At 48.0% G+C, this 27,000-nt stretch carries 29 protein-coding genes; 26 read left to right on the plus strand and 3 right to left on the minus strand.

Annotated elements, in window-relative coordinates:
- Positions 1–48: 48 nt before the first annotated feature.
- Positions 49–858, minus strand: coding sequence for a Cof-type HAD-IIB family hydrolase (locus MKY22_RS04235; RefSeq protein WP_214768965.1), 810 nt, complete (start codon positions 856–858; stop codon positions 49–51).
- A 198-nt stretch (positions 859–1,056) separates the two neighbouring features.
- Here MKY22_RS04235 and MKY22_RS04240 point away from each other — a divergent pair, with 198 nt between their 5' ends.
- The 15 genes from MKY22_RS04240 (at position 1,057) to MKY22_RS04310 (ending at position 13,382) form a co-directional block, all read left to right on the plus strand.
- Positions 1,057–1,251: a YjzD family protein gene (locus MKY22_RS04240; RefSeq protein WP_023467415.1), complete on the plus strand. Its 195-nt coding sequence runs from the start codon at positions 1,057–1,059 to the stop codon at positions 1,249–1,251.
- Positions 1,252–1,314: 63 nt separating this feature from the next.
- Positions 1,315–2,448: a beta-aspartyl-peptidase gene (iadA, locus tag MKY22_RS04245; RefSeq protein ID WP_214728746.1), complete on the plus strand. Its 1,134-nt coding sequence runs from the start codon at positions 1,315–1,317 to the stop codon at positions 2,446–2,448.
- A 13-nt stretch (positions 2,449–2,461) separates the two neighbouring features.
- Entirely contained in the window at positions 2,462–2,950 is a 489-nt protein-coding gene (locus tag MKY22_RS04250) for a thioredoxin family protein (RefSeq protein WP_214728748.1), read from the plus strand.
- Positions 2,943–3,722 (plus strand): phosphatidylserine decarboxylase, encoded by a 780-nt coding sequence (locus tag MKY22_RS04255; RefSeq protein WP_214728760.1) that lies wholly within the window; start codon positions 2,943–2,945, stop codon positions 3,720–3,722. The genes MKY22_RS04250 and MKY22_RS04255 overlap by 8 nt, the downstream gene beginning before the upstream one ends.
- Before the next feature lie 50 nt (positions 3,723–3,772).
- Positions 3,773–5,122, plus strand: a complete 1,350-nt coding sequence (locus tag MKY22_RS04260) for an ArsB/NhaD family transporter (RefSeq protein WP_341086904.1) — start codon at positions 3,773–3,775, stop codon at positions 5,120–5,122.
- Between the two features lie 136 nt (positions 5,123–5,258).
- Positions 5,259–5,843: a YqeG family HAD IIIA-type phosphatase gene (locus MKY22_RS04265; RefSeq protein ID WP_029340987.1), complete on the plus strand. Its 585-nt coding sequence runs from the start codon at positions 5,259–5,261 to the stop codon at positions 5,841–5,843.
- Positions 5,844–5,986: 143 nt separating this feature from the next.
- Positions 5,987–7,096 (plus strand): ribosome biogenesis GTPase YqeH, encoded by a 1,110-nt coding sequence (yqeH, locus tag MKY22_RS04270; protein WP_023467421.1) that lies wholly within the window; start codon positions 5,987–5,989, stop codon positions 7,094–7,096.
- A complete protein-coding gene (gene aroE / locus MKY22_RS04275) occupies positions 7,096–7,884 on the plus strand; it encodes a shikimate dehydrogenase (RefSeq protein WP_341086913.1) in 789 nt (262 codons plus the stop codon). Before yqeH ends, aroE begins: the two co-directional genes overlap by 1 nt.
- A 2-nt stretch (positions 7,885–7,886) precedes the next feature.
- Entirely contained in the window at positions 7,887–8,180 is a 294-nt protein-coding gene (gene yhbY, locus MKY22_RS04280; RefSeq protein WP_023467424.1) for a ribosome assembly RNA-binding protein YhbY, read from the plus strand.
- On the plus strand, positions 8,177–8,746 hold the full coding sequence (nadD, locus tag MKY22_RS04285) for a nicotinate-nucleotide adenylyltransferase (RefSeq protein WP_341086916.1): 570 nt from the start codon (positions 8,177–8,179) through the stop codon (positions 8,744–8,746). The genes yhbY and nadD overlap by 4 nt, the downstream gene beginning before the upstream one ends.
- A complete protein-coding gene (gene yqeK, locus MKY22_RS04290) occupies positions 8,736–9,311 on the plus strand; it encodes a bis(5'-nucleosyl)-tetraphosphatase (symmetrical) YqeK (protein ID WP_341086918.1) in 576 nt (191 codons plus the stop codon). Before nadD ends, yqeK begins: the two co-directional genes overlap by 11 nt.
- Entirely contained in the window at positions 9,308–9,655 is a 348-nt protein-coding gene (gene rsfS, locus MKY22_RS04295; RefSeq protein ID WP_029340991.1) for a ribosome silencing factor, read from the plus strand. Before yqeK ends, rsfS begins: the two co-directional genes overlap by 4 nt.
- The gene (locus MKY22_RS04300) at positions 9,655–10,383 is read left to right on the plus strand and encodes a class I SAM-dependent DNA methyltransferase (RefSeq protein ID WP_341086919.1); all 729 of its coding nucleotides are present in this window, start codon (positions 9,655–9,657) and stop codon (positions 10,381–10,383) included. Before rsfS ends, MKY22_RS04300 begins: the two co-directional genes overlap by 1 nt.
- A 228-nt stretch (positions 10,384–10,611) precedes the next feature.
- Complete coding sequence (locus MKY22_RS04305; protein ID WP_341086920.1) at positions 10,612–11,220, plus strand: helix-hairpin-helix domain-containing protein; 609 nt, start codon at positions 10,612–10,614, stop codon at positions 11,218–11,220.
- The gene (locus MKY22_RS04310; protein WP_341086921.1) at positions 11,220–13,382 is read left to right on the plus strand and encodes a DNA internalization-related competence protein ComEC/Rec2; all 2,163 of its coding nucleotides are present in this window, start codon (positions 11,220–11,222) and stop codon (positions 13,380–13,382) included. The genes MKY22_RS04305 and MKY22_RS04310 overlap by 1 nt, the downstream gene beginning before the upstream one ends.
- 36 nt (positions 13,383–13,418) lie before the next feature.
- Here MKY22_RS04310 and MKY22_RS04315 read toward each other — a convergent pair whose 3' ends face one another.
- Positions 13,419–13,580, minus strand: coding sequence for a YqzM family protein (locus MKY22_RS04315; protein WP_023467431.1), 162 nt, complete (start codon positions 13,578–13,580; stop codon positions 13,419–13,421).
- A gap of 100 nt (positions 13,581–13,680) precedes the next feature.
- Here MKY22_RS04315 and holA point away from each other — a divergent pair, with 100 nt between their 5' ends.
- Together holA and MKY22_RS04325 are read left to right on the plus strand one after the other, a co-directional pair.
- On the plus strand, positions 13,681–14,682 hold the full coding sequence (gene holA / locus MKY22_RS04320; protein WP_023467432.1) for a DNA polymerase III subunit delta: 1,002 nt from the start codon (positions 13,681–13,683) through the stop codon (positions 14,680–14,682).
- Positions 14,683–14,695: 13 nt separating this feature from the next.
- The gene (locus tag MKY22_RS04325; protein ID WP_341086926.1) at positions 14,696–15,139 is read left to right on the plus strand and encodes a GNAT family N-acetyltransferase; all 444 of its coding nucleotides are present in this window, start codon (positions 14,696–14,698) and stop codon (positions 15,137–15,139) included.
- 126 nt (positions 15,140–15,265) lie between these two features.
- Here MKY22_RS04325 and rpsT read toward each other — a convergent pair whose 3' ends face one another.
- A complete protein-coding gene (gene rpsT, locus MKY22_RS04330) occupies positions 15,266–15,526 on the minus strand; it encodes a 30S ribosomal protein S20 (protein WP_023467434.1) in 261 nt (86 codons plus the stop codon).
- Positions 15,527–15,758: 232 nt separating this feature from the next.
- Between rpsT and lepA the strand changes: the two genes are divergently transcribed.
- The 9 genes from lepA (at position 15,759) to mtaB (ending at position 26,898) form a co-directional block, all read left to right on the plus strand.
- Positions 15,759–17,582: a translation elongation factor 4 gene (gene lepA, locus MKY22_RS04335; protein WP_023467435.1), complete on the plus strand. Its 1,824-nt coding sequence runs from the start codon at positions 15,759–15,761 to the stop codon at positions 17,580–17,582.
- Positions 17,583–17,640: 58 nt separating this feature from the next.
- Positions 17,641–18,786, plus strand: a complete 1,146-nt coding sequence (gene hemW / locus MKY22_RS04340) for a radical SAM family heme chaperone HemW (protein WP_341086931.1) — start codon at positions 17,641–17,643, stop codon at positions 18,784–18,786.
- 317 nt (positions 18,787–19,103) lie between these two features.
- Positions 19,104–20,138 (plus strand): heat-inducible transcriptional repressor HrcA, encoded by a 1,035-nt coding sequence (gene hrcA / locus MKY22_RS04345; RefSeq protein ID WP_341086932.1) that lies wholly within the window; start codon positions 19,104–19,106, stop codon positions 20,136–20,138.
- A 24-nt stretch (positions 20,139–20,162) separates the two neighbouring features.
- On the plus strand, positions 20,163–20,720 hold the full coding sequence (gene grpE / locus MKY22_RS04350) for a nucleotide exchange factor GrpE (protein ID WP_023467440.1): 558 nt from the start codon (positions 20,163–20,165) through the stop codon (positions 20,718–20,720).
- 48 nt (positions 20,721–20,768) lie between these two features.
- Positions 20,769–22,595, plus strand: a complete 1,827-nt coding sequence (gene dnaK, locus MKY22_RS04355) for a molecular chaperone DnaK (RefSeq protein ID WP_035398411.1) — start codon at positions 20,769–20,771, stop codon at positions 22,593–22,595.
- A 132-nt stretch (positions 22,596–22,727) separates the two neighbouring features.
- Complete coding sequence (dnaJ, locus tag MKY22_RS04360; protein ID WP_023467442.1) at positions 22,728–23,834, plus strand: molecular chaperone DnaJ; 1,107 nt, start codon at positions 22,728–22,730, stop codon at positions 23,832–23,834.
- A 25-nt stretch (positions 23,835–23,859) separates the two neighbouring features.
- Positions 23,860–24,807, plus strand: coding sequence for a 50S ribosomal protein L11 methyltransferase (gene prmA, locus MKY22_RS04365; protein ID WP_029341002.1), 948 nt, complete (start codon positions 23,860–23,862; stop codon positions 24,805–24,807).
- Positions 24,808–24,811: 4 nt separating this feature from the next.
- Positions 24,812–25,558 carry a 16S rRNA (uracil(1498)-N(3))-methyltransferase gene (locus MKY22_RS04370; RefSeq protein ID WP_341086934.1) on the plus strand — a complete coding sequence of 249 codons (747 nt, stop codon included), beginning with the start codon at positions 24,812–24,814 and terminating at the stop codon, positions 25,556–25,558.
- Positions 25,559–25,563: 5 nt separating this feature from the next.
- The gene (mtaB, locus tag MKY22_RS04375) at positions 25,564–26,898 is read left to right on the plus strand and encodes a tRNA (N(6)-L-threonylcarbamoyladenosine(37)-C(2))-methylthiotransferase MtaB (protein ID WP_023467445.1); all 1,335 of its coding nucleotides are present in this window, start codon (positions 25,564–25,566) and stop codon (positions 26,896–26,898) included.
- Positions 26,899–27,000: the final 102 nt, after the last annotated feature.

Below are 27,000 nucleotides of genomic sequence, written 5' to 3' on the forward strand. Positions count from 1 at the left end.
AAAAAGGCACTTGCTCTGCGATATGCAGCAAGTGCCTTTTATCTGTTTTCAGGCGAGCCCGAGGACGTGTCTCAAGTAATACGCGATCCCGTCATCCTCGTTTCGCTTCGTCGTGCCGTTTGCCAGATGTTTCAGCGCGGGGATGGCATTGCCCATCGCGACACCATGTCCAGCATATTCGATCATCTCTAAATCGTTTTCCTCATCACCGAAAGCAATGATTTGTTTAGAGTTAATACCAAGGTGGTCGGCGATATGGGCAAGACCGACCGCTTTGCTTGTACCTTTTCGCATCACTTCGACCATGAATTCAGGTTTCACCCATTGACGATTGAGTACCGTCTCGGCATGGATACCAGATAGTTCGGAGCGGATCTCATCGACGTGTTCTCCTTTGGCATGAATTAAAAGAGAGGTTGGTTCATGCATAAGCACCTTTCGTAAATCTCCGGTCGTGACGGATAAGGCATGGTCGGTATAGAATTCGTAAATACCAACCGGATCATATTGAAAATAGACATGATCCGTGACTTCGCAGACGATGTTTTGTGTTTTCGTCTCAGCGACAGATTCTAAAATATGTTGAACAGTTTTTAATGGAATCGGATGATGCTGAACTTCAAAGTGGATGTCTTGTGGATGATGGACGAGACCACCGTTAAAGTTAACGATCGGTGTCGTTAAACCGAGCTGTTCGTAATATTTTCGAGCGTGACGAAACGGTCGTCCGGTTGCGATGACGACTTCGTGACCATTCGCACGCGCACGCTGGAGCGCAGCGATGTTCGCAGCGCTGATTGTCTTATCATCTTTTAAAAGGGTGCCGTCGAGATCGACAGCGATTAAGTGACGGGTCATGATGAAATCCTCCGCTTTCTTTTCGTTAATTCTACTGTAGCATATGAAGCGATTGTCCTTCGTATGAAACGATTAAGTTTTTCAAGGAAAAGAAAGCGCTTGAAAAAATTAGAGAAAAGCTGTTGCTTGGTTTAAAAAATGGTATACTACAAATCGTAGGATAACTCTATAGTACGTTATGGAAACGGAGGGGAAATCATGCGTTTTCTCGTTACATTCTTTTGGTCATTCTTACTCGTGAACACGGCTGTGTTCATCGTATCGGCAGTTGATGCAGTAACGTATAGCTTCGGATTCGCGACAGCTATGTCTGTCGTCACTTCACTTGTCGTCTTCGCACTCGATGCCGTCAATGAAGATTTAGGTCTTGGTCAAGGGACTAAGGCAGAATAAGGAAAAGCGAGATGTCGTCACATGGGCGATAGGCTCGCTTTTTGTCTTAAGGAGGAATGATCGATGATCGTCATCGAACAGGTTCTGTGGCAACAGATGCCGCAAAATATCTACATCGCAGGAAATCAGATCATCGGAATCGGTTCCTATACCATAGATGAAGCAATGATTACGCATCGGATCGATGGTCGCGGCAAACAGCTAGTTCCTGGATTCATCGATGGACACTTACATCCAATCGGTGGGGGAGGAGAAGGCGGATTTGCAACGAGAACAGCATCGCTGACCGTTCGAGACATATTCGAAGGTGGTGTCACGACGGTCGTTGGATTACTCGGAACGGATGGTTGGACACGAACGGGAATCGATCTACTGGCACATATACGAGGATATGCTGCATCTGGTATCCGCCCCTTTCTATTAAGCGGAAGTTATATGGTTCCACCGGTCTTCCTGACGCAATCGACAGGACATGATATCGTCCTCATCAATGAAGTGATCGGTATCGGGGAAATTGCCATCAACGATCATCGGTCGACACAACCGACAGCCCATGAACTCGCACGATTAGCGTCAGAAGCCCGAATTGCCGGCATGGTCAAAGGCGTGTCGGGAACGATGAACGTCCATATCGGAGACGGGAAACAAGGACTCGATCTATTACATGAAGTGATTGACACGACTGATATCCCCATCGGACAATTCCTTCCGACGCATATCAACCGGAGTGAACGTATTTTTGAAGCGGGACTCGCCTGGGCGAAACGGGGAGGAAGGATCGATTTCACGACGTGTACGACGGAAAGCTTCATTGCGGAAGGCGAAATTCCAGCAGGACAGGCTGTCGCCCGTGCTTTAGCAGCAGGAATCCCACCTGAACAGATTACGATGTCGAGCGATGCTGGTGCCAGTCTTCCGGCATTTGATGATGCAGGTCGTCTAGTTCGGATTGATACAGGAAAGCCTTCTTCTCTGATACAAGCCGTGCGCGATGCAGTGGCGCATGGTGTTGCTTTTGATCAGGCAATCACGACGATCACGCGACATGTCGCGGATGCATATGGTATACCGGGCGGGCGAATAGCGGTCGGAGAACGAGCGGATCTGTTACTGATTGATGACGCTTTGCAAATCGATACGATTCTTGCGAATGGTCATGCTATAATGGTTCAGAAAAAATGGCTAATACCAGAATGACGGAGGGATAGACGTGTCAAAGAAAACAAAACGTAAAAATACGAAAAAACCGCAATCCAAGGCGAATTGGATTACAGCGGGAGTCATCGGCTTAATCGTATTGGTGGGAGGATTACTTCTTGTCTTCACGGATCGAGAAGATTCTGCATCGAAGAACGGCAATCTAACGGCTACACAAGTCGCAGATAAAGTAAAATCCGGTGATGAATTCTATACGTATTTCTATCAAACGGGTTGTTCCCACTGTGAAAAAGTAAAACCATATCTCGTCCCGCTTGGTGAAAAACAAGATATCCCATTCGAACAGATCGACCTTGCTGTCGAACAGTCGGCTTGGGATACGTTTGGTATCGAGGGTACACCGACTGTCGTTCACTTTAAGGACGGTAAGGAAGTTGGACGTGTCGCAGGTGAGCAAACGGAAGACAGCTATAAAGAGTTCTTCGCTGGAAAAGACGTAGAGGACTCAAAAGAAGAATCATCTGGTGATCTCAATGATTAAAAAATGGTTTTACTCTCGTGTGTTCGAATTAAATGGACACCCGCTTGTTGCCAAACAACTGAAACGTTTTGCGATGAGCCGTATCAGTCGTCCGTTTATCCGTCCGTTCGTTCAGGCATACGATTTAAATATGACAGAAGCGACTCGGAGCCTTGAAGAGTATTCGAGTTTACATGACGTCTTCGTTCGTCATGTCAAACCGGAAATGCGACCGATCGATCAAGCAGAAGGCGCATTCGTCAGTCCGTGTGACGGTGTGCTATCCGTCGTTGACGATTTGACGGCTGATAGCCGCTTTACCGTCAAAGGACAATCGTATACGGTATCCGAGTTACTCGGTTCCCATCATGAAGCACAGCAATATGTCGGTGGACGTGTAATGATCTTTTACTTAAGTCCGCAAAACTACCATCGTGTTCATGTACCGATGGATGGAACGGTCCGGACGAGTTATACGCTCGGTCGCGATTCGGCACCAGTAAATGAGATTGGTCTCACACATGCGCTTCGCCCATTGACTCGGAACTACCGTCGTGTGACACGCATCGTCCAAGGGAAACATGCTCTTGAACATGTCATGGTCGGTGCACTCAACGTCAACTCGATCGTTCGGACGAACGAGTCGAAGGACCTTCGTCGCGGGGATGAGTTCGGATACTTCTCATTCGGTTCGACGGTCGTCCTGATTTGTCCGAAAGATGCATTGACGTTAGACAGTCAAGCAATCGGACCAGTTTTAATGGGGCAACGCCTCGGACAATGGCATTCATGAAAGCGAGACGCCCGTTTTGGGCGTCTCCTTACGTTTAGGAGGAATGAATCATGCCGGCACTGGCATTAGCAGAAATCGGAAGTACACAGGTCCAAACGTATATCGCACTCATCATTTTTTTAGTGACCTATGGCTTCATCATCAGTGAAAAAGTAAGTCGGGCGATCGTCGCCTTGCTTGGAGCTCTCGCGATGGTCATCATCGGCATCGTGGATCTCGAGACTGCATTATTTGAATACATCGAGTGGGGAACGATCGTCTTATTGATTGGCATGATGATTCTCGTCACGATTGCCAACCAATCTGGCTTGTTCGAATACATCGCAATCCGTGCGGCGAAGACGACGAAAGGTGATCCGATCAAGGTGTTGATTCTACTGTCTGCATTGACGGCACTTGGATCTGCTTTTCTTGATAACGTCACGACGGTTCTATTGATCGTTCCAATTACGTTTTCGATTACGAAGATACTTAAGATTGCGCCGTTTCCGTTCTTGCTCGCAGAAGTATTGTTTGCAAACATCGGTGGGACGGCGACCTTGATCGGCGATCCACCGAACATCATGATTGGTGCTGCGAATCCACACTTAACGTTTAACGCCTTTTTAGTGAATCTCGCACCGATTATTCTCGTCATCACGGTTGTAACGATTGGCATTCTGTACTTCATCTTCCGCAAACAACTGCATGTCGAAGCGGAAGATCGACAGAAACTGATGGAAATCGATGAGAAGAGTTATATTGTCAGTCACAAATTGGTCACGCGAAGTAGTATCGTCCTCGTCAGTACGATTGCGTTGTTCGTGTTGCATCCGGTGCTTGATCGAATCGGACTCCATCTCGAAGCACCGGCCATCGCGATCCTTGGAGCGACGGTCCTAATGTTGCTGACGATCGAAAACGATCATCAGCTCGAAGGAATTTTTGCCCGCATCGAATGGACGACGATCTTTTTCTTCGCCGGACTGTTCGTGCTCGTCGGCGGGATTCAGGAGGCGGGTATCATTCGCTACCTTGCGGAAAAGACGATTGATTTGACGGGCGGTGACATTCAGACGACAGCGACTGCTGTGCTTTGGTTGTCCGGTATCGCCAGTGCGACGATCGATAACATCCCGTTCGTCGCGACGATGATTCCACTCATCAACGATGTGGCTGCTGGGATCGGATTGTCACCAGCAGATGCGAAAGTGGACGTGTTATGGTGGTCCCTCGCACTCGGTGCCTGTCTCGGTGGTAACGGAACATTGATTGGTGCGTCGGCGAACGTCATCGTCGCGGGTCTTGCAACACGACAAGGTGAAAAATTCACCTATATGCGCTTTTTGATTTACGGAGCACCGATCACGATCGTAACGTTGATTCTATCCCAACTCTATCTGTGGATTCGGTATTATTAAGAAAACGGAAGGTCCGCCTTCCGTTTTCTTTTGTGCGTCGCTCTTACTACCTGATTGTGCTATAATCGAACGATAAGAGCATAACTGTTTCTTAAACTTAACTATAGAGCTAGACCATTATCTGGAGGTTTTATTCTTGTTCAAACGACTTTATCCGAAACATTTCGTGGCTTCGATCTACGATATCGACCTTGAAATGCTCAAACGAAACGGTGTCAAAGCTATTTTGACCGATCTTGATAATACACTCGTCGCATGGAATATCGCAGATGCTCCAGACGAATTGGTTGCTTGGCTGGATATGGTGAATAATCAATATGGTTTCGACGTCATCATCGTATCGAACAACAATGGAGATCGCGTCAAGAAGTTCGCGGATCCACTCGGATTGCACTACATTGCACCTGCTCGAAAACCGCTTCCTATCGGGTTTAAACGGGCATTGACGGAATTCGGTTATCACGCGAAGGAAGTTGTCTTTTTAGGAGATCAACTCTTTACGGATGTACTCGGTGCAAACTCCGTTGGAATCGAAGTCATCCATGTTCAACCCGTCGTTAAGACGGACGGTGTCGTCACGAAATTCAATCGCCTGATGGAACGTGTCATTTTCCGCCGGATGAAACGCAAAGGAATCTATAAATTGACACAACGCGTCAAAGAAGATCCTTCTGTGCTGGAACATCCGATCGAAACACTTCGTCAGGATAAGCAACAATAACCCTGTCAGATCGGTAGATGAAAGGGAAGGCAGCAGTCGCAACATGTACGGCGAGAGGTCGGAAGTTACGCTCTTGGAGTAGCGAGCAGGGCGCTACGGTGAAAAGAGAAGGGATATCGTTCCCGCATGCGGCTCAACATAATATGATCGAAGAAATCCACTGCGCTGGTTGTGGTGTCGCCATTCAAACGGAAGACACAAAAGCACCAGGATACGCACCTAAATCTGCACTTGATCGTGAAATGGTCATTTGCCAACGTTGCTTTAAATTAAAGCACTACAATCAAATTCAAGATGTATCGTTATCGGACGATGATTTCGTTAAAATCTTAGACGGAATCGGTCAAAAAGATGCACTTGTCGTTAAAATCGTTGATATCTTCGATTTTAATGGAAGCTGGTTACCGGGATTACATCGGTTCGTCGGTAAAAACGACGTCTTACTCGTTGGGAACAAAGCCGATTTATTACCGAAGTCACTAAACCCGAATCGTCTCATGAACTGGATGCGTCAAGCATCGAAAGAACTCGGATTACGTCCAGTCGACGTTCATCTGATCAGCGCGAAAAAAGGGCACGGAGTTGATGAACTTGCTGAAAAAATCGATTATTATCGAAAAGGCCGCGACGTCTATGTCGTTGGTTGTACGAACGTCGGGAAATCGACGCTGATCAACCAAGTCATCAAACGCTTCGGTGAAGAAGATGAGGCCGTCATCACGGTCAGTCACTTCCCAGGTACGACACTTGATTTGATCGATATTCCACTCGATGATAACTGTAACCTATATGATACACCAGGGATCATCAATCACCACCAAATGGCTCACTATGTGGATGCAAAAGACTTGAAGCTGATCACACCGAAAAAAGAGATCAAGCCACAAGTCTTCCAAATCCATCCGCAACAGACGCTTTTCTTTGGAGGTCTTGCGCGATTGGACTATATGGAAGGGAACAAGCGTTCATTCGTCATCTACATGTCGAACGAATTGAAAGTTCACCGGACGAAGCTTGAAAAGGCAGACGATCTATATGCGAACCACAACGGTGAGCTGTTGTCTCCGCCAAACGAAAAGACGCGTGAGATGCTACCGCCGCTTGTCCGTCATGAATTCAGCCTCCGCGACAACATGAAGACGGATATCGTCTTCAGTGGACTCGGGTGGGTTGCGGTTCACGGAAAAGGTGGACGTGTCGCTGCTTACGCCCCGAAAGGTGTCGCTGTATCCTTACGTGAGGCGCTCGTCTGATGCGCTTTGCCGTCATCGGTCATCCGATTGCCCATTCACTTTCACCTGAGCTGCATACAGCTTGGCTGGAAGCGGCTGGGCTTTTCGGCTGTTATGACCTCATCGATGTAACGGAGCAGCAATTGCCGCAAATCATTACGAAATTACGCATACATCAGCTAGACGGAATCAATGTGACGATTCCGCATAAAACAGCAATCATTCCGTATCTGGATCGGCTAGAGCCGGCAGCTCAAAAAGCAGGCGCCGTGAACACGGTGTACCGGCAGGATGGGCAGTTGATTGGTGCGAATACAGATGGAATCGGATTCGTCCGCGCGTTGACAGAACGTCGTCCTTCATTTCAAAAAACGCTCGTTCTTGGTGCGGGCGGTGCGGCGCGAGGCATCATTGCTGCGTTGCCCGGAGATGTGACGATCACGAATCGAACAGAAGAACGCTCTAAGGCAGTTGCAGATGAATTTGGAGCAAACGTTCTACCGTGGCAAGAAACATTTGATTTAACGAGTTACGACGTCATCATCAATACGACTTCTGTCGGGATGGCTCCACATATCGAGGCACGTCCAATCGAATTGACAGAGACGCACGCCTTGATTTGTGATATTATTTATCGACCGACGCCGACCCGTCTATTGCGTGAAGCGACCGAAAAAGGGCTCGACACACTTGACGGCGTCCCGATGTTCGTCTTACAAGCGGCTGAAGCATTTGAACGCTTCACCGGACAAGCACCTGACTTTGCACTTGGCGAGCAGGTGATACGAAAGCAATTGGAGGAATTTTAATCATGTTAACAGGTAAACAAAAACGTTTTTTACGCGCGACAGCTCACGATTTAAACCCGATTTTCCAAGTCGGTAAAAATGGAGTCGGCGAAGCGATGTGTGCTGATTTGATGGATGCGCTCGAAAAACGGGAACTCTTAAAAGTACAAGTATTGCAAAACTGTGCGGACGCACCGAAGGATGTCGCACAAGAACTCGTCGCAGGAACGAATGCTGAACTCGTTCAAGTCATCGGAAAAGTCATCGTTCTTTATAAAGAATCAAAAGAGAACAAGACGCTCGAATTGCCACGATGAAAATCGGACTGATGGGCGGAACGTTCGATCCTCCGCATATCGGTCATCTCCTGATTGCCGAACAAGCGCAGGAACAACTCGAACTCGATGCGGTCTGGTTTTTACCGGCGAATGTGCCACCGCATAAACAACGTACTGTCACAGAAGCAACCAAACGTCTACGTCTTGTTGAAGAAGCGATTGCATTGAATCCGACCTTCTCCGTCTCAGCGATCGAGTTTGAGCGCGAAGAGCCTTCCTATACGTATGATACGATTCGTGCACTCAAGCACCGGTACCCAGAGCATGAGTTTCTGTTTCTCATTGGAGCGGATTCACTCGTTAGTCTCGATACGTGGTATCAAGCCGAACAGTTATACGAGGAAGTCGTCTTTGGTGCCGTCGCTCGACCGGGCAGTCGGTATCTGATTCCACGCGGTGCTCATGTGAAAGCAGTCGATATGCCATTACTAGAAATTTCTTCAACGGATATCCGGCAACGGGTCGCGCGCGGACGGAGCATTCGCTACCTTGTACCGGAAGCCGTTCGACAACGGATTGAGGAGTGGGATCTATATGCGCCTTGAAGAAGCACGTCAAATCATTGAGCGTACGTTGCCTGAACGACGCTATGTGCATACATTAGGTGTCGTCGAGACAGCGCGACACTTGGCTCTTAAATATGGTGTTGATGAAGAAGAAGCAACACTTGCTGCCATGCTCCATGATTATGCGAAATACCGCGATACGAATGAGATGCGTTCGATTGCCGTTGAGTTGAATCAACGTGTTTTACTCGATTATGATGACGAACTGCTTCATGCGCCAGTGGGTGCGGAGCTTGTCCGTCGAGAACTTGGTCTTGATTCAGATGTGATTTATCAAGCGATCGCAAATCACACGACGGGGGCACCCGGTATGCCGTTGCTTGATCAAATCATCTTCGTCGCGGATGCGATTGAACCGAATCGCAGTTATTCAGGTGTCGAAGCGCTTCGTGAAGTAGCGGAGCAGGATTTGACGGACGCCGTCATCGCAACACTCAGTCAAACGATTCATTTTTTATGTAAGAAACAAGCCATCATCTTTCCGCGAACGATTGAGACTTATAATGCCTTCGTCGCGGCCAAACGAAAGGGGACCGTCCTATGACAGTCGAACAAGAATTACAATTAATCGTAAATGCCATCGACGATAAACGCGCTGAAGATATCGTCGTCCTGAATATGTCGAGCATCTCACCAGTTGCCGATTATTTCGTCATCTGTGAAGGGAATTCAGAAAAACAAGTACAGGCGATTGCACGTGAACTCAAAGAAATCGCGCACGAACATAACCTGCCGATCAAACGTCTCGAAGGATTCGATGCGGCACGTTGGGTGTTAGCGGATCTTGAAAACGTCGTCGTTCATGTGTTCCACCGTGACGATCGTGATTACTATAACCTCGAAAAACTCTGGGCAGATGCTCCAAAGGTTGAAGTCGAGGTCAACTAATGGCATACGAACAGTTCGCCTACATCTATGATGAATTGATGCAAGACGTCCCGTACGATCAATGGGTCGACTGGGTCAAAGCATATGTTCCGACTGGAAGTACGATTGCTGATATCGGATGTGGAACGGGTACGGCGACGCTTGCATTAGCGGCACACTATGAAATGCTCGGGATCGATTTATCGGAAGAGATGCTAGAAGTCGCGCAAGAGAAGGCGATGGAAGAGGGATTAAGCATTCAATTCTGGGCGCAAGACATGCGCGAAATCGAATTGCCGACACCTGTCGATGCTGTGACAATACTATGCGACTCCTTGAACTATCTCCGGACGGAAGAGGATGTCAAACAGACGTTTACACATGTAGCAGCAATCCTCAAAGAGGGTGGACGTCTCTTATTCGATACACATTCTCCTTACAAGATGGAAACGTTGTTCAATGGAAAGACATACGCGACACATGCCGAGCAAAGTTCGTATATCTGGTTCGCGGATCCTGGTGAAACACCGCTTTCTGTCGTCCATGAACTGACTTTCTTCATCGAGGAAGAGGACGGTCGCTATGAGCGTGTCGATGAAACGCATCATCAGCGGACATATCCTCCGGCACAATACGTGACGTGGTTACGCGAAGCGGGATTCCGTGTCCTTGCCGTCACAGGCGATTTTGGACCGGATGCTCCTTCTGAGACAGCCGAGCGGATTTTCTTCGTTGCTGAAAAAATGTAAAAGTGATCTCATCCGTCTTCTTTAAGCGATACACGTTCGTGTTGCTTAAAGGAGACGGATTTTTTGTTCGTCAAACAGATGATAATTCAAAGTAACAGTATGGATGTTATGACCTTCATCCGACCTAACACATAGTATCGTGTTGTAAAAGAGTGGTTAGTACGTATTCCTTCGTTTCCTGAAGTCCGTAGCGACCTGTTAGAGTCGTGGGAAAAGGAGGGATTCGTCTTGACCGTTCCACGTTTGCAACAAATCGCAGGTCTCGTCGTCGTCCTGCTACTCATCGTTTTATTGTTCGTACCATTACCCTCTTGTTCGAATGAAGCGATGGTCGATCAACCGTCCTTAACGGATAAACAACAAGAGGCAAAAGCAGAGCCAGCAGAAAAGGAGACCTCGATTCGTGACAAACTCATCATGGTCGATGTGAAAGGGGCGGTAGAAGCACCTGGACCCTATCAATTCCACCTCGGTGATCGAGTGAAGGATGCAATCGAAAAAGCAAAGACGACTGCGAAAGCGGACATTCGACAAATGAATCTTGCGGCACGTCTCATTGATGGACAGGAAGTCATCGTGCCGGTAAAAAAGACGAAAGATCAGCCGAAATCAACGAAACGCTCAAAAGCAGAGATACCAAAAGGATTGATTGATCTCAATGCGGCAACAGCGGAACAGTTGATGGAGGTTCCGGGAATCGGTCCTGCCAAAGCAGAAGCGATCTTGACCTATCGGGAGGAGAAGGGAGGATTTTCGACGTATGAATCACTCGGAGATGTGAAGGGTTTTGGGGAAAAGACGTTAGAGTCGCTTAAATCCTACCTGATCGTCTACTGATGCCGCTATATGCCCTGTTTGTGCTCTTACTCGTTGTTGCCATTAAAGAATCAATCTGGTGGTTAGTAACGTTGATGTTGTTTGCTGTCATGAAATCATGGTCTTTTTCAATTGGTCGTCTCTTCTGTTTGCTCATTCTGAGTTGCCTTTTCATCGGAATGGGTCATCTGTCACCTGAACCGCATGACGTCTCGTCTGTTGACATTTTATCAGGTAAGCGTAATGGGGATCGAATTCGCTATGAGGCAGAGAGCAACGATCAATCGGTTCTGTTGACGGCGACGATTGCAGAAGAAAAGACAGGATACGAACGAATCGGGTACTCCTGTCGTGTCAATACGGAGCCGCTCGACGTCCGGCAACAATCGAATGCGGGAGGTTTTGACGAACAGCAATTCATGCATACACATCGTTACGCTGGAAAGTGGGAAGTCCGTTCATTTGATTCCTGTCATCCGACACCTGGGTATGCGGCAGAAGGAAGACGGGTACGTGAAGCATGGTTGAAACGGATTGAAGAATTGCTACCAGAAAAGCAAGCCTTCTACGTCGAAGCGCTCGTATTTGGTGAGGATCGACTAATGGATCAAGTGACGCTCGAACGGTTTAAGAAATTCGGCTTATTACATGCAATCGTCATCTCAGGATCACATATCGCTTTTTTAGTGTTTAGTCTGTTGTATGTCTTACGAAAAATCAGAATGACCAAAGAAAAACGACTTGATATCGTTCTTGTCTTACTGCCGATTTACGGATGGTTGACGGAGTGGAGTCCACCAGTCACACGAGCTGTTCTTGTCGCGATCATTCTGTTGCTCGGTCGTCGTTTCCATAAACCGTTAGATCCGGTGGAGGTCATTGCGGGGGTCGCCGCTTTTCAATTGGCGATTCAACCAACTGTCATTTACGATATCGGATTCCAATTGACGGTCGGACTGACGCTGTTTCTTGTGCTGTCGAGACGACTCATGGGTTCGGTTCGTCGTCCTTGGAACTGGCTGCTCATCAGTGCTTGGGCACAGTTTGGAACCCTCCTCTTTTTGCAAGGTATTGAACAGACGACTGTTTCCATTTGGTCGCCATTGTTGAACCTATTGATTGGTAGCTGGATTGAATGGGTGATTCTTCCGGGATCATTCATTCTTGCGACCCTTCCGTTCTTACCGATTCGTTCAACGTTTCAGATCGCGCATCAGTATGCGATTCAATGGATGGATCAAGCGTTACGACTGGCGGAGGATCTACCGTTGGCGATGGTTGCCGTTCCAGCATTTTCTCCTATCGTCTTGACGATCGTCGTTGTCGGAACGGGGATTGCTTGGTTCATTGCTGAGCGGAGATGGTGGGGGCATGCTCTCCCATTGATCCTTTTACTTGCGGCATGGGGCTACACGGAGTGGCGCGCACCCGAACAAATCACGTTTTTAGATGTCGGGCAAGGCGATAGTATCGTGCTTGAGAAAGCAGGAGAGACATTCGTCGTGGATACGGGTGGCGTTTATCAACAAACGACGCATCCACTGCTTCGTCCGTTTGATCCAGGTAGTCATATCGTCGCGCCCTTTTTATTCACACGAGGAGAAGCAGAAATCGACGGTCTCATCGTGACACATGCTGATCACGATCACGTCGGTGGACTTCTAGGTGTACTGCGTCAAGTTCGCGTGAAAACCATTTATTTAGGTGCGTATGACAACACGGATGAGAAGCGAAACGATTTGATTCGTTCCATCGAAGCAACTGGGACGCGTGTTGAGTTCGTTCAAAAGGGACAAACGATTCGTCCTTGGTTGCAGGTTCTTGCACCGACTGGACGAGAGGAAGAAGAGAACGATCGGTCTATCATATTACTTGCACAGATCGCCAAGCAACGTGTTTTGTTGACGGGCGACGCTGGTTTAGCAATCGAGGACGAGTTAACGATTGATCCGATCGATATTCTAAAAGCAGGTCATCATGGGTCGTACACGTCGACCGGTGAAGAACTCTTGCGGAAGACGAATCCGAAAATTGTCATCTTGTCAGTCGGACGGAAAAATCGATACGGGCATCCGCATCCGGACGTCCTCGAACGAATCGGAACAGATCGAATCGTCTTTCGAACGGATGAGGACGGGAGTGTAACTTGTTCTTCAGCGGGCTGTGAACCTATGATAAAATAAAAAAACAGCAACCCCCCAAGGTTGCTGTTTTACTGATTATAGACTTAAGAACTTAATTGCGACACCGATGATGAACAAGACTGCGAAGAAGCCGAATGATGCACCAAAACCAACGGCAGAGTCGAGCGCATCGTTGCGTTTTGATTGAATATCGTTCTCGAACGCGTTTTCACTTGGTGGGCGTACTGAATGTGCCATGCTGCATTCCCCCTTAATAGATTCCGCTTCTAGTATAGCGGAATAAAAGAGGATTATCTATGATGAAGTTAAGAACAAACTGTGAAATGTGGTGGGAATGATGAAAACTCCTTGGCTCGTCAACGGAAAATTAGCGAATTTATACTTATTATATGGAACAGAACGACACCTGTTAGAAGAATGGGAACGGGAAATCGTGAAAGCGGCTCTTCCGGACGGAGAACGCTTTGATTATATGAAAATCGATTTGAACGACCAACCGCTTGATGCAGTACTCGATGAGGCGGAGACAGTACCCTTTTTAAGTGACTATCGCGTCGTCGTTGCAAAACCTGCAACGTTTCTGACAGGGGCAAAAGATAAAAAACAACATAACCTCGAACGGTTAGCGGATTATATCCTACAACCGGCGGACTACGCAGTCGTTGTCTTGATTGTCGAAGCAGAAAAGCTCGATGAACGAAAAACCGTCGTCAAACGATTGAAGGAGCGCGCGACGGTACTAGAGGCAAAAAAACCGACGACCGAAGAGTTGTTCCGCTTCGTTCTGGATGCTGTCAACGACAAAGGATACCGGATGGAACGTCCGGCAATCGAGCGACTCATTTTCTTGACTGCTGAGATGTGGGGAACATTAGCCCATGAACTTGAGAAGTTGATGTTGTTTGCAGGGGACCGACCAACAATCGAAATCGAGGATGTCGATTTGCTTGTTCCGCGGACATTAGAGGACAACGTCTTTCAATTAACGGACTACTTGATGAAGCGTCAACTCGAACCAGCGATCCGCTTGATTCGCGACCTTGAAAAACAAGGACAGGAAGTGTTGGCTCTCCTTGGACTGATGGCACGCCAATACCGGATGATGTTGCTGTCGAAACGATTAGCAGAACAAGGATACGGAGAACGACAAATCGCATCAAAAGTCGGAGCTCATCCGTATGCGATCAAATTGGCACTCCAGTCTGCCAAACGGTTTACGTTTGCGCAGCTCGAGCAAGCACTCATCGCCATCACGACGACAGATGAAGGTATGAAAACAGGACGCGGTGATAAGAAAATTTTATTCGATGCGTTGATTGTTCGCTTAGCGACGCTATAAGAGGAGGCAAACGATGATGGAAGTCCAGATCATTACAGCAGAAGAGGTCATCCCATTACGGCATGATGTGTTACGTCCACATCAACCACGTGAAGCATGTGTTTATCCAGACGATGCCTTGCCATCGACGTTTCATCTCGGCGGGATAAAAGCACAACAAATTGTCGCAATCGGTAGTTTCTCGGAACAATCGCATGCACAAGCGCCAGGAGCGACGTATCAGCTTCGTGGCATGGCGTCGAGTGAAGACGTGCGTGGTGAAGGGTATGGTCGGGCGCTGATCGAAGAAGCCCGTCGTCTATTGAAAGAACGACAAGTGACAGCTTGGTGGTGTAACGCCCGCGTCACGGCACTTCCTTTTTATGAACGCCTCGGACTGGAACGTGTTGGAGAACCGTTCCTCATTGAAGGGCTCGGTCTTCACTATGTCATGATCGATCGTCTAGACGACAAGTAAGACAAGAAATGGCGGACGAAGGAATCGTTTTACACGAGTCCTTCGTCCGCCATTTTAGATCATATAAAAAATCGCCACTGGAGAACCCTCCTAGTGGCGACCCATCACCGTATTCTTCGGAAAGAATTAAAGTGCGTTTACGAGTTTAGCGAGACGTGATTTGTCACGACCAGCTTTGTTGCTGTGGATGAGACCTTTAGCAGCAGCTTTGTCGATTTTTTTAGAAGCTGTAGCGAAAGCAAGGACCGCTTGGTCTTTGTTACCTTCAGCTGCGAAAGTTTCGACTGCTTTAATCGCTGAACGCATTGCCGATTTACGTTGTACGTTAGCGACGCGGCGTTTTTCAGCTGTTTTAACGCGTTTGATTGCTGATTTAATGTTAGCCATGGATGATTCACCTCCAATAAAACTCATTCGAGATTTATATTCGCATATCTGCAGTTATCGTTCAACAGAACAAACACAATTGTAGCAAACGTTTTTCTTAAAAGCAATACGACGTCTAGGGAATCTTCACATTTTGTTTTTCGGGTAAAACAAAACGAGATAGTACAGTGAAGCGCTTTTTGGTATAATGAACCGTATGTACGTTTGAAAATAAGGTAAGGTGACTCTAAACATGACGAATGAAGACCGTTTAAAGCGGCAGAAGAGTATTCGTAACTTCTCGATCATTGCCCATATCGATCACGGGAAGTCGACACTCGCTGACCGAATTTTAGAAAAAACTGGCGCGTTGACATCGCGCGAAATGAAAGATCAGACACTTGATGCCATGGATCTCGAACGTGAGCGTGGCATCACGATTAAACTCAACGCTGTTCAATTGAAGTATACAGCAAAAGATGGGGAAGATTACATTCTTCACCTCATTGATACACCTGGACACGTCGACTTCACATATGAAGTCTCGCGTTCACTTGCAGCTTGTGAAGGGGCTGTCCTCGTCGTCGATGCGGCGCAAGGAATCGAAGCGCAGACGCTTGCGAACGTTTACTTAGCACTCGACAACGATCTCGAAATCCTTCCGATCATTAACAAAATCGATTTACCTTCTGCGGATGTCGAACGCGTCCGTCAAGAAATCGAAGATGTCATCGGACTTGATGCATCTGAAGCCGTTCCGACTTCTGCGAAAGCAGGGATCGGTATTGAAGAAATTCTCGAACAAATCGTCGAGAAAGTACCAGCGCCGACGGGTGATCCGTCTGCACCACTCGAAGCATTGATCTTTGACTCCTATTATGACGCTTACCGTGGTGTCGTAGCATCGATTCGAATCGTCAACGGAACAGTTAAAGTCGGCGATAAGATTCGGATGATGTCGACAGGTAAGGACTTTGAGGTTCTGGAACTTGCCGTTGCGACACCAAAACCATTACGTCAGCAAGAATTGACGGTCGGTGATGTTGGGACGTTGTCTGCTTCGATCAAAACGGTCGGCGACGTACGTGTCGGGGATACTATTACGCTTGCGAAACAGCCAGCTACTGAAGCACTGCCAGGATACCGTAAGATGAATCCGATGGTATACTGCGGACTCTATCCAATCGATGCTGCGAAATACAACGATTTACGAGAAGCGCTTGAAAAACTACAACTTAGTGACGCGGCGCTTGAGTTCGAACCAGAGACATCACAAGCACTCGGATTCGGATTCCGTTGTGGATTCCTCGGGATGCTCCATATGGAAATCATCCAGGAGCGGATCGAACGTGAATTCAACATCGATATGATCACGACGGCGCCATCGGTTATCTATCACGTGACGACGACAGCGGGTGAAGTCTTGCACGTCGATAACCCATCGAAGATGCCGGATCAGCAAAAAGTCGAATTCATCGAAGAGCCGTTCGTTAAGGCTGCTGTCATGACACCAAATGACTACGTCGGTGCGATCATGGAGTTGTGCCAGAAGAAGCGTGGGACATTCGTTGACATGCAATACATCGATACGACACGTGTCAAAATCACGTATGAGTTACCGTTATCTGAGATCGTCTACGACTTCTTCGATCAGTTGAAATCGAGTACGAAAGGGTATGCGTCACTTGATTATGAATTGATCGGCTATCAACAGTCGCGTCTCGTCAAGATGGACATCCTGCTCAACAACGAGAACGTCGATGCGCTCAGCTTCATCGTTCACCGTGACTTCGCGTACGAACGCGGGAAAGTCATCGTTGATAAGTTGAAAGAACTGATTCCGCGGATGCAGTTTGAAGTGCCGATCCAGGCAGCAGTCGGAACGAAGATTGTCGCTCGTTCGACGATCAAAGCATTACGGAAGAACGTTCTCGCGAAATGTTACGGGGGAGATATCTCTCGGAAACGGAAGCTGCTCGAGAAGCAAAAAGAAGGTAAGAAACGCATGAAGATGGTAGGCTCAGTAGAGGTACCGCAAGAAGCCTTCATGTCCGTTCTATCCATGGACGAAGATTAAACAGGTGGGGGGCGCTTGCGTCCCCTTTTTGGTTTTTATAGAGAAAGGATGAGGCGAAATGGGAATACGCGCCGCATATGTCCACATCCCTTTTTGTGAACATATTTGTTATTACTGTGATTTCAATAAAGTCTTTTTAAAGAATCAGCCCGTCGATGAATACCTCGATGCGCTCGAACGCGAAATCGAACTGACGTTGAAACAATACCCGACGGATCATCTCGAGACGATCTTCATCGGTGGCGGGACACCAACCGCTTTGAATGAACCACAGATGCAACGGTTGATGGAAATCATCCAGAAGCACTTGTTGCCACTGACAGGCGATGATTTAGAGTACACGGTCGAGTCGAACCCGGACGGTGTATCGGAAGAGAAACTCGATATCATGAAAGCGGGCGGTGTCAACCGCGTCAGTTTTGGTGTCCAATCATTTGATGACGGGTTGCTCGAACGCATCGGTCGGACGCACCGGGAAGCGAAAGTCGCGCAGACGCTCGACGCAGCAGCAAAACGGTTTGATAACATCTCCGTCGACTTGATGTTCGGGTTACCGAATCAGACGCTCGATCAGGTCCGCTACGATGTCACGCGGGCACTTCAATTGCCGATCACGCATATCTCTTCTTATTCATTGATTTTAGAACCGCATACGGTCTTTGCGATTCAAGAGCGAAAAGGAAAGTTACCTTTACCAACGCAAGATCTCGAGGCTGAGATGTATCAAGTGATGATTGATACGATCGAAGCAGGTGGATATGCGCAGTATGAGATCTCGAATTTCGCACAAACAGGAAAAGAGAGTCGCCATAATCGCGTCTACTGGGAAAACGATGAGTACTACGGATTCGGTGCAGGATCACACAGCTACATCAATCAGACGCGTCGTGCGAACATCGCACCAATTCCGCACTATATCAAGGCGGAAGGGTTACCGGTTCGAAAAGAGACGCCGTTGACGAACGTAGAGCGGATGGAAGAAGAGATGTTCCTCGGACTTCGAATGAAGGATGGCGTATCACTCGAACGTTTCCGGACAAAATATGGAGTAGCGTTTGAAGATGTGTTTGGTGATGTCATGAAACGTTTATTGCCAAACGGTCTCGTCGAACAGACGGAGACACATATCCGTTTAACGCCAGCGGGTATTCCGTTAGCGAACGAAGTCTTTGCAGAGTTCATCGGTGAAGCGCAGGTTCAATGAGTCTTGAATAAATGAAAGGAAGCGGTGTTCCCTTAAAAAAAGAGGAATACCGCTTCTTTTCATTTTTTGGATTTCCTTAAAAAATACGCAGTCGTTCCGATGACCGCGATGAACAGCCAGACAAAGACTCCCGCCATTGCCAATAATTCAATCATCCGATTCATCCTTTCCATTCTTTGTTTCACTGTATCGCAGAATGGGAAACTGTTCAAAGGGACACGTAATTCAGTTGACATCGGGCGGACAATTCCTTATAGTAAAAGATGTAATTAGCACTCGTTAAAAGTGAGTGCTAACAAAATAAGGTGGTGAAGAAGGTGCTGACGGATCGTCAATTGTTGATTTTACGTGCAATCGTCGATGATTACATCAAGACTGCTCAACCCGTCGGCTCACGGACGCTCTCCAAGCGAGACGACGTGACGTTCAGTTCCGCGACCATTCGTAACGAGATGGCGGACCTCGAAGAGATGGGTCTGATTGAAAAGCCACACACTTCCGCAGGACGGATTCCTTCCGAACTCGGATATCGTTTTTATGTCGACCATCTGATTCGTCCGGAAAGCATCACACCAAAAGAAGCGCAGGCATTGAAATCACTCTTTGCCCATTCCGTGAATGAGAATGATCGGTTGATTCGGCACACAGCAGACCTGTTGAGCGATTTAACCCATTACACGACGCTTGTACTTGGACCAAAAGAAGAGGGGCAACGCTTGCATCATCTGGAATTGATTCCTCTTGCCGAAGGTCGTGTCGTCATCGTTCTCGTAACGGAGACGGGACATGTCGAACACAAGACCCTGCAATTGAATCAAGCGTTGTCCCAGGAAGCAGCGAGCCGGCTGATGGAACGTCTGAATCAGACGTTACGCGGTACGCCGCTCTCAGCCTTACGCAGTCGCCTGCTCGAGGAAATCCGTCGCTTCCGTTCAGAGCATTCTGAACAGACGGTATTGCTTTCGAAGGCACTTGATCTCGTCTTGACGGATCAAGAGGAGCGACCGCTCATCTATCTGGGCGGGAAAGCCAACATGTTCGATCAACCTGAATTTCAGGACGTCGCAAAACTACGACCTGTTCTCGAGTTGATCGAACAGCAAGAAGCCGTTCTCGATTTCCTCCGACCGAATCTCGATAATCAAATCCTGATTACGATCGGGAGTGAGAACAATGTGGATGCATTAAAAGATTGTAGCGTCATCCGGGCCCATTATTCGGTCGACGGTGTCTCGATCGGGACACTCGCCTTGATCGGACCGAAACGGATGGATTACAATCGGGGAATCAACTCGATCATCCATCTACTTCAAGCATTCCAAACCGAATTGCATAAGAACAATTTGGATTGAATATAGAAAGGGGCTCGATTCAGAGTGGAAGAAAAAGAACAGAATCAAAACCTCCAACAAGAAGAAAACGTGACAGAGCCGACTGAAACCGTCGAAGTCACAGAAGAAGAAGTCATCCAAGCGGATCTCGTCGAAGATGAGAAACCAGACTTCGAAGCACAACTCGCAGAAGCGAAAGCTTCAGAATTACGCCTCCGTGCGGATTTTGAGAACTTCAAACGTCGCAACCGTGTCGAAGCAGAGAATCGCGCGAAGTATTCTTCACAAGCCATCGTCGAAAAGCTATTGCCACTCGTCGATAACTTGGACCGTGCGCTCCAAATCGAGACGGAAAACGAAGAAACGAAATCCGTCTTGACGGGTGTCGAAATGGTGAAACGTCAACTCGTCGAAACGCTTCAAAATGAAGGCGTCGTCGAGATTCCAGCTGTCGGTGAAGCGTTCGATCCGAACTTACACCAAGCGGTCGTTCAAGAAGCGAGCGAAGAACACGAATCAGGCGTCGTCATCGCTGAATTCCAAAAAGGGTACAAATTGCACGATCGTGTGATTCGTCCGAGTATGGTTAAAGTAGCTGAGTAACCAGCTTGCACTTTATTATTCCAATCATTGAAAGCGAGGAAATAGATCATGGCAAAAATCATCGGTATTGACTTAGGTACAACGAACTCATGTGTTGCAGTAATGGAAGGTGGCGAACCAGTCGTCATCGCTAACGCAGAAGGAAACCGTACGACACCATCTGTCGTCGCATTCAAAAACGGCGAGCGTCAAGTAGGGGAAGTCGCAAAACGTCAAGCGATCACGAACCCGAACACGATCATGTCGATCAAGCGTCATATGGGTACGGACTATAAAGTAGAAGTTGAAGGCAAAGACTACACACCACAAGAAGTCTCTGCGATCATCCTTCAAAAACTAAAAGCGCAAGCAGAAGACTACCTCGGTGAAAAAGTCACAGAAGCTGTCATCACAGTACCTGCTTACTTCAACGATGCAGAACGCCAAGCGACAAAAGACGCTGGTACGATTGCTGGTCTTGATGTAAAACGGATCATCAACGAGCCTACAGCGGCAGCACTCGCATACGGTCTCGAAAAAGGCGAAGATCACACGATCCTCATCTATGACCTTGGTGGCGGTACGTTCGACGTGTCGATCCTTGAACTCGGTGATGGCGTTTTTGAAGTTGTTTCAACTGCTGGTGACAGCCGTCTTGGTGGAGATGATTTCGACCAAAAAATCATCGACCATCTCGTAGCAGAATTCAAAAAAGAAAACGGCATCGATCTTGCTCAAGATAAGATGGCGCTTCAACGTTTGAAAGATGCAGCTGAAAAAGCGAAAAAAGACCTTTCAGGTGTTTCTTCAACACAAATCAGCCTTCCGTTCATCACAGCTGGCGCATCAGGTCCACTTCACTTGGAAATGACACTTTCACGCGCGAAATTCGACGATCTCACAGCAGATCTCGTTGAACGTACGATGGAACCAACACGCCGTGCTATGAACGATGCAGGTCTGACACCAGACAAAATCGACAAAATCATCCTCGTTGGTGGTTCGACTCGTATTCCTGCAGTTCAAAAAGCAATCCAAGATTTCACTGGTAAAGAATCGTTCAAAGGGGTTAACCCGGATGAAGTCGTTGCCCTCGGTGCAGCGGTTCAAGGTGGCGTGTTGACAGGAGACGTCAAAGACGTCGTTCTTCTCGACGTAACTCCACTCTCACTCGGTATCGAGACAATGGGTGGCGTGATGACGAAATTGATCGATCGTAACACAACGATCCCGACTTCGAAATCACAAGTCTTCTCGACTGCGGCAGACAGCCAACCAGCTGTTGACATCCACGTCCTCCAAGGGGAACGTCCAATGGCAGCAGATAACAAAACACTCGGTCGCTTCCAATTGACGGACATTCCACCAGCACCACGTGGTGTGCCACAAATCGAAGTTAAATTCGACATCGATGCGAACGGTATCGTTAACGTTTCTGCGAAAGATCTCGGAACGAACAAAGAACAGTCGATCACGATCCAATCATCAAGCGGTTTGACTGAAGCGGATATCGAGCAAATGGTCAAAGATGCAGAAGCAAACGCGGACGCAGACAACAAGCGTAAAGAAGAAGTCGAATTACGCAACGAAGCAGACCAACTCGTCTTCGCAACAGATAAAGCAATCAAAGACCTCGGTGAGCAAGTCGCTGACGCTGATAAAGAAAAAGCAGAAGCTGCAAAAGAAAAAGTAACAAAAGCTCTCGAAGGAACAGACATCGAAGCAATCCGTTCTGCAAAAGACGAATTGTCGACAGTCGTTCAAGAGTTGACACAAAAAGTCTACGAGAACATGGCACAGCAACAAGCGGGCGCTGAAGGCGCACAAGCTGGTGGTCAAGACGACAACGTCATGGACGCTGAGTTCGAAGAAGTCGACGAGAAAGACAACAAGTAATTCATCCGACCGATTTTTCGGGCGCTAGAGAGAGCCAAAGCGTATCCGCGCTTTGGCTCTTTCCATGTCGCACGAAGTTCGGTAAAATCAAACAGTATGAAATGAATCGGAATAGAGAGAGGAAGACTGCACGTGGAAAAACGCGATTATTATGAAGTACTAGGCGTCGCGCGCGATGCCTCATCAGCGGAAATCAAACGCGCGTACCGTAAGCTTGCCCGGACGTATCACCCGGACGTCAACAAGGAAGCAGATGCGGATGCGAAATTCAAGGAATTATCGGAAGCGTATGAAGTGTTATCCGATGACAATAAACGAGCACGTTACGACCAATTCGGTCACCAAGATCCATCGCAAGGTGGCGGTGGATTCAGTGGAGCTGAAGGATTCGGAGACATTTTCGACATGTTCTTCGGTGGCGGACGTCGTCAAGATCCAAACGCACCACGTAAAGGACAGGATTTACAATACGTCGAGGAAATCGACTTCATGGAATCGGTCACAGGCGTCGAGAAGACGATCACGATCCCAGTCGAAGAAGATTGCGGTACATGTCATGGTTCTGGTGCTAAACCAGGAACACATCCAGAAACATGTAAACGATGCGGTGGTTCGGGTCACATCAACGTCGAACAAAACACGATGTTCGGTCGTGTCGTCAACCAAACGACATGTTCAACGTGTCATGGCCGTGGACAAATTGTCAAGGAGCCATGTGAAACATGTCGTGGAGCCGGTCGCGTTCGTAAAAACAAAGATGTCCGTGTCAAAATTCCAGCAGGGATCGACAATGGGCAACAAATCCGCTTAGCAGGAAAAGGGGAAGCTGGTGTCAACGGTGGACCAGCGGGTGACTTGTATGTCGTCGTTCGTGTCGCAGCACATGAACTGTTCGAACGTGTCGACGATCATATCGTCATGGATATGCCACTTACATTCGCGCAAGCAACACTTGGCGATGAGATCGAAGTGCCAACTGTTCACGGTAAGGTCAGTCTGAAGATTCCAGCCGGAACACAGACAGGATCACGATTCCGTCTCCGCGGAAAAGGGATGCCGAACGTTCGGTCCGGTCACCATGGCGACCAGTACGTCAATGTCGTCGTCATTACACCGAAGAATCTGACGGAACGTCAAAAAGAACTCTTACGGGAATTCAATGAAATCAGCGATGAAAAAGGTGTCGAAGAGCAACACGAAGGTGTCTTCAGCCGGATCAAGACATTCTTCACAGGGTGATCACTACAGAGGAGCGTGACAAGAAATGAAATGGTCAGAGATCTGTGTCCATACGACACAAGAAGCCATCGAAGCAGTTTCAAACATCTTACATGAAGCGGGAGCAAGCGGAGTCGTCATCGAGGACGTCGAAGATTTCGAGATGATGTCCCACCGCGAAGATAACTTCGGTGAAATTTGGGATGAGACGAAACGAGACGAGTATCCGACACAAGGTGTACTCGTGAAGGCGTATCTTGCAGAAAGCAGCGATTTGACGGACACGATCAAAGGCATCGAACATGACATCCAACAGTTGACGAACTTCGGTCTGTCGATTGGCACGGGTGCTGTCACGCTGACTCAAGTAGATGAAGAAGATTGGGCTCATTCATGGAAACAATTCTATAAGCCAGTCAAGATCAGTCGCCATTTGACGGTCGTCCCGATGTGGGAAGACTACACGCCACAGCCGGATGAAAAAATCATCGAGCTCGATCCAGGTATGGCATTCGGAACGGGAACACACCCGACGACGGTTCTCTGTATTCAAGCGATTGAGAACTACTTGCAAGAGCAAGACCGTGTCGTCGATGTCGGAACGGGATCCGGTGTCCTCGCGATTGCAGCAGCGAAGCTTGGAGCAAAGGATGTCTTTGCACTCGATTTAGACGAAGTCGCTGTCAAATCAGCGACGGAAAACGTCGCTTTGAACGAAGTCAGTGAGCAGATCACGGTTCGCCAAGGCGACTTGATGAAGGAATTGAGTGAGCCGGTCGAGTTGATCGTCGCGAACATCTTAGCGGAAGTCATCCTCCTTTTCGTCAAGGATGCCTATACTTTGACGTTACCAGGTGGTCATTTCATCGCTTCCGGTATCATTAGTCAGAAGAAGGATATGGTCGTCCAAGCGATGCAAGAAGCAGGATTTACGATCGTCGAGACGACGAAGCTTGAGGACTGGGTCGCGATCATCGCGAAACGGGAGGCGTAAACACATGCAACGGTATTTCGTCGAGCCCTCGATGCGTCAGGGAGATGTATTTCATCTCCCGAAAGACGACGCACACCATATGAAAAACGTCATGCGGATGGAAGTCGGCGGAGAGATTCTCGTACTCGACGGGACAGGTCTTTACCGGTGCCGTCTGGAAGCACTCGATAAACAAGCGGCTTCTGCCCGGATCGAAGAGACTCTACCGATCGAGACGGAATTACCGATTCGTGTGACGATCGCCCATGGATTGCCAAAAGGCGATAAGATCGAACTCGTTGCCCAAAAAGCAACAGAACTCGGGATCCATCATCTACGAATTTTCGAAGCCGACCGTTCCGTCTCGAAATGGGATCAAAAGAAGGTTCCGAAAAAGATTGAACGACTCGAAAAAATCGTCAAGGAAGCAGCGGAACAATCGTACCGTGCCCACTTGCCGACAGTCGACTTCGTGGCGTATGATGAAGTCTTACAGGATGCATCGAACTATACGGCTTGTCTGGTTGCCTATGAAGAATCAGCAAAACAAGGGGAGACCTCCGTCCTCGCTACGACGCTTGCTGGATTGAAAGAGGGTGATTCCCTTCTTGTCGTCATCGGACCTGAAGGTGGGTTCGCTGAAGCAGAAATCGCACGTTTGACGGATGCCGGTTTTAAAAAAGCCGCTCTAGGGCGTCGCATCTTACGGACGGAAACGGCACCATTTTATGTCCTTTCCGCCGTCTCGTATCATTTTGAATTGAAAGGGTGAACGAAATGGCAACTGTTGCCTTTCAAACGCTTGGCTGTAAAGTCAACCATTACGAAACAGAAGCTGTCTGGCAACTGTTCAAGGACGCTGGCTACGCACGCGTTGATTTTGCGGATCATGCGGATGTGTATGTCGTCAATACATGTACGGTCACGAATACCGGAGATAAGAAAAGTCGCCAAGTCATCCGACGGGCGATTCGCCAAAATCCGGATAGTGTCATCTGCGTAACGGGTTGTTATGCTCAAACGTCTCCTGCTGAGATCATGGCGATTCCTGGCGTCGATGTCGTCGTCGGAACACAAGATCGGCATAAAATGATTGGATACATCGAACAATTCCGTGAAGAACGCATGCCAATCAATGCGGTCGGAAACATCATGAAAGCAAAAGTCTATGAAGAACTGGATGTACCGGCCTTTACGGACCGGACACGGGCTTCCCTGAAAATTCAAGAAGGTTGTAACAACTTCTGTACGTTCTGTATCATCCCATGGGCACGTGGTCTCATGCGGTCTCGTCAACCGGAAGATGTCTTGAAGCAAGCACAACAGCTCGTTGATGCGGGTTACAAAGAAATCGTCTTGACGGGAATCCATACAGGTGGATACGGTGAAGACTTAAAAGACTACAACTTAGCGAAACTACTTAAAGCACTTGAATCCGTTAATGGACTTGAACGCTTACGGATTTCGTCGATCGAAGCGAGTCAAATCACGGACGAGGTACTCGATGTCCTGAAGGACTCACCGATCGTCGTTCGTCACTTGCACGTTCCGATCCAGTCTGCATCCGATACGGTCCTTCGCCGGATGCGTCGTAAATATACGATGGCGGAATTCGGAGAACGGATCACGCGTCTGAAGGAAGTCCTGCCTGACTGTGCAATCACGTCAGATGTCATCGTTGGTTTCCCAGGCGAGACGGAAGAAGAGTTCATGGAAACGTTCAACTTCATCAATGATCATAAGTTCAGTGAATTGCATGTCTTCCCGTACTCGAAACGGACAGGAACACCGGCTGCGATGATGGACGATCAAGTCGAGGAATCAATCAAAGAAGAACGCGTCGCGCGTTTGATCGCCTTATCGGATCAACTCGCGAAGGAATATGCTTCGAAATATGAGGGAGAACTGCTTGAAATCATTCCGGAAGAATTCTCGGAAGAAGCAGGCGGTCGTCTCGTCGGTTACACGGATAACTATCTACGTGTCGCAATCGAAGGCGATGAGTCAATGATCGGACAACTCGTTCGTGTCAAAATCACGAAAGCGGGCTATCCGATGAACGATGGTCAATTCGTCCGCATCATGCAGACACTTAAAGACGCTGCAGTCTAATCGAAAGGGCAAAGGGAACCTCTGGTTTTCTTTGCCACTTTTTTTGTTTTCATTTCAGGAATGCGCTACACTGAATACAGTTCAATTAAGGAAAGAGGATAT

Origin of the sequence: Exiguobacterium sp. FSL W8-0210 (assembly GCF_038006045.1) — a bacterium.
In the GTDB taxonomy this organism is placed as follows: domain Bacteria; phylum Bacillota; class Bacilli; order Exiguobacteriales; family Exiguobacteriaceae; genus Exiguobacterium_A.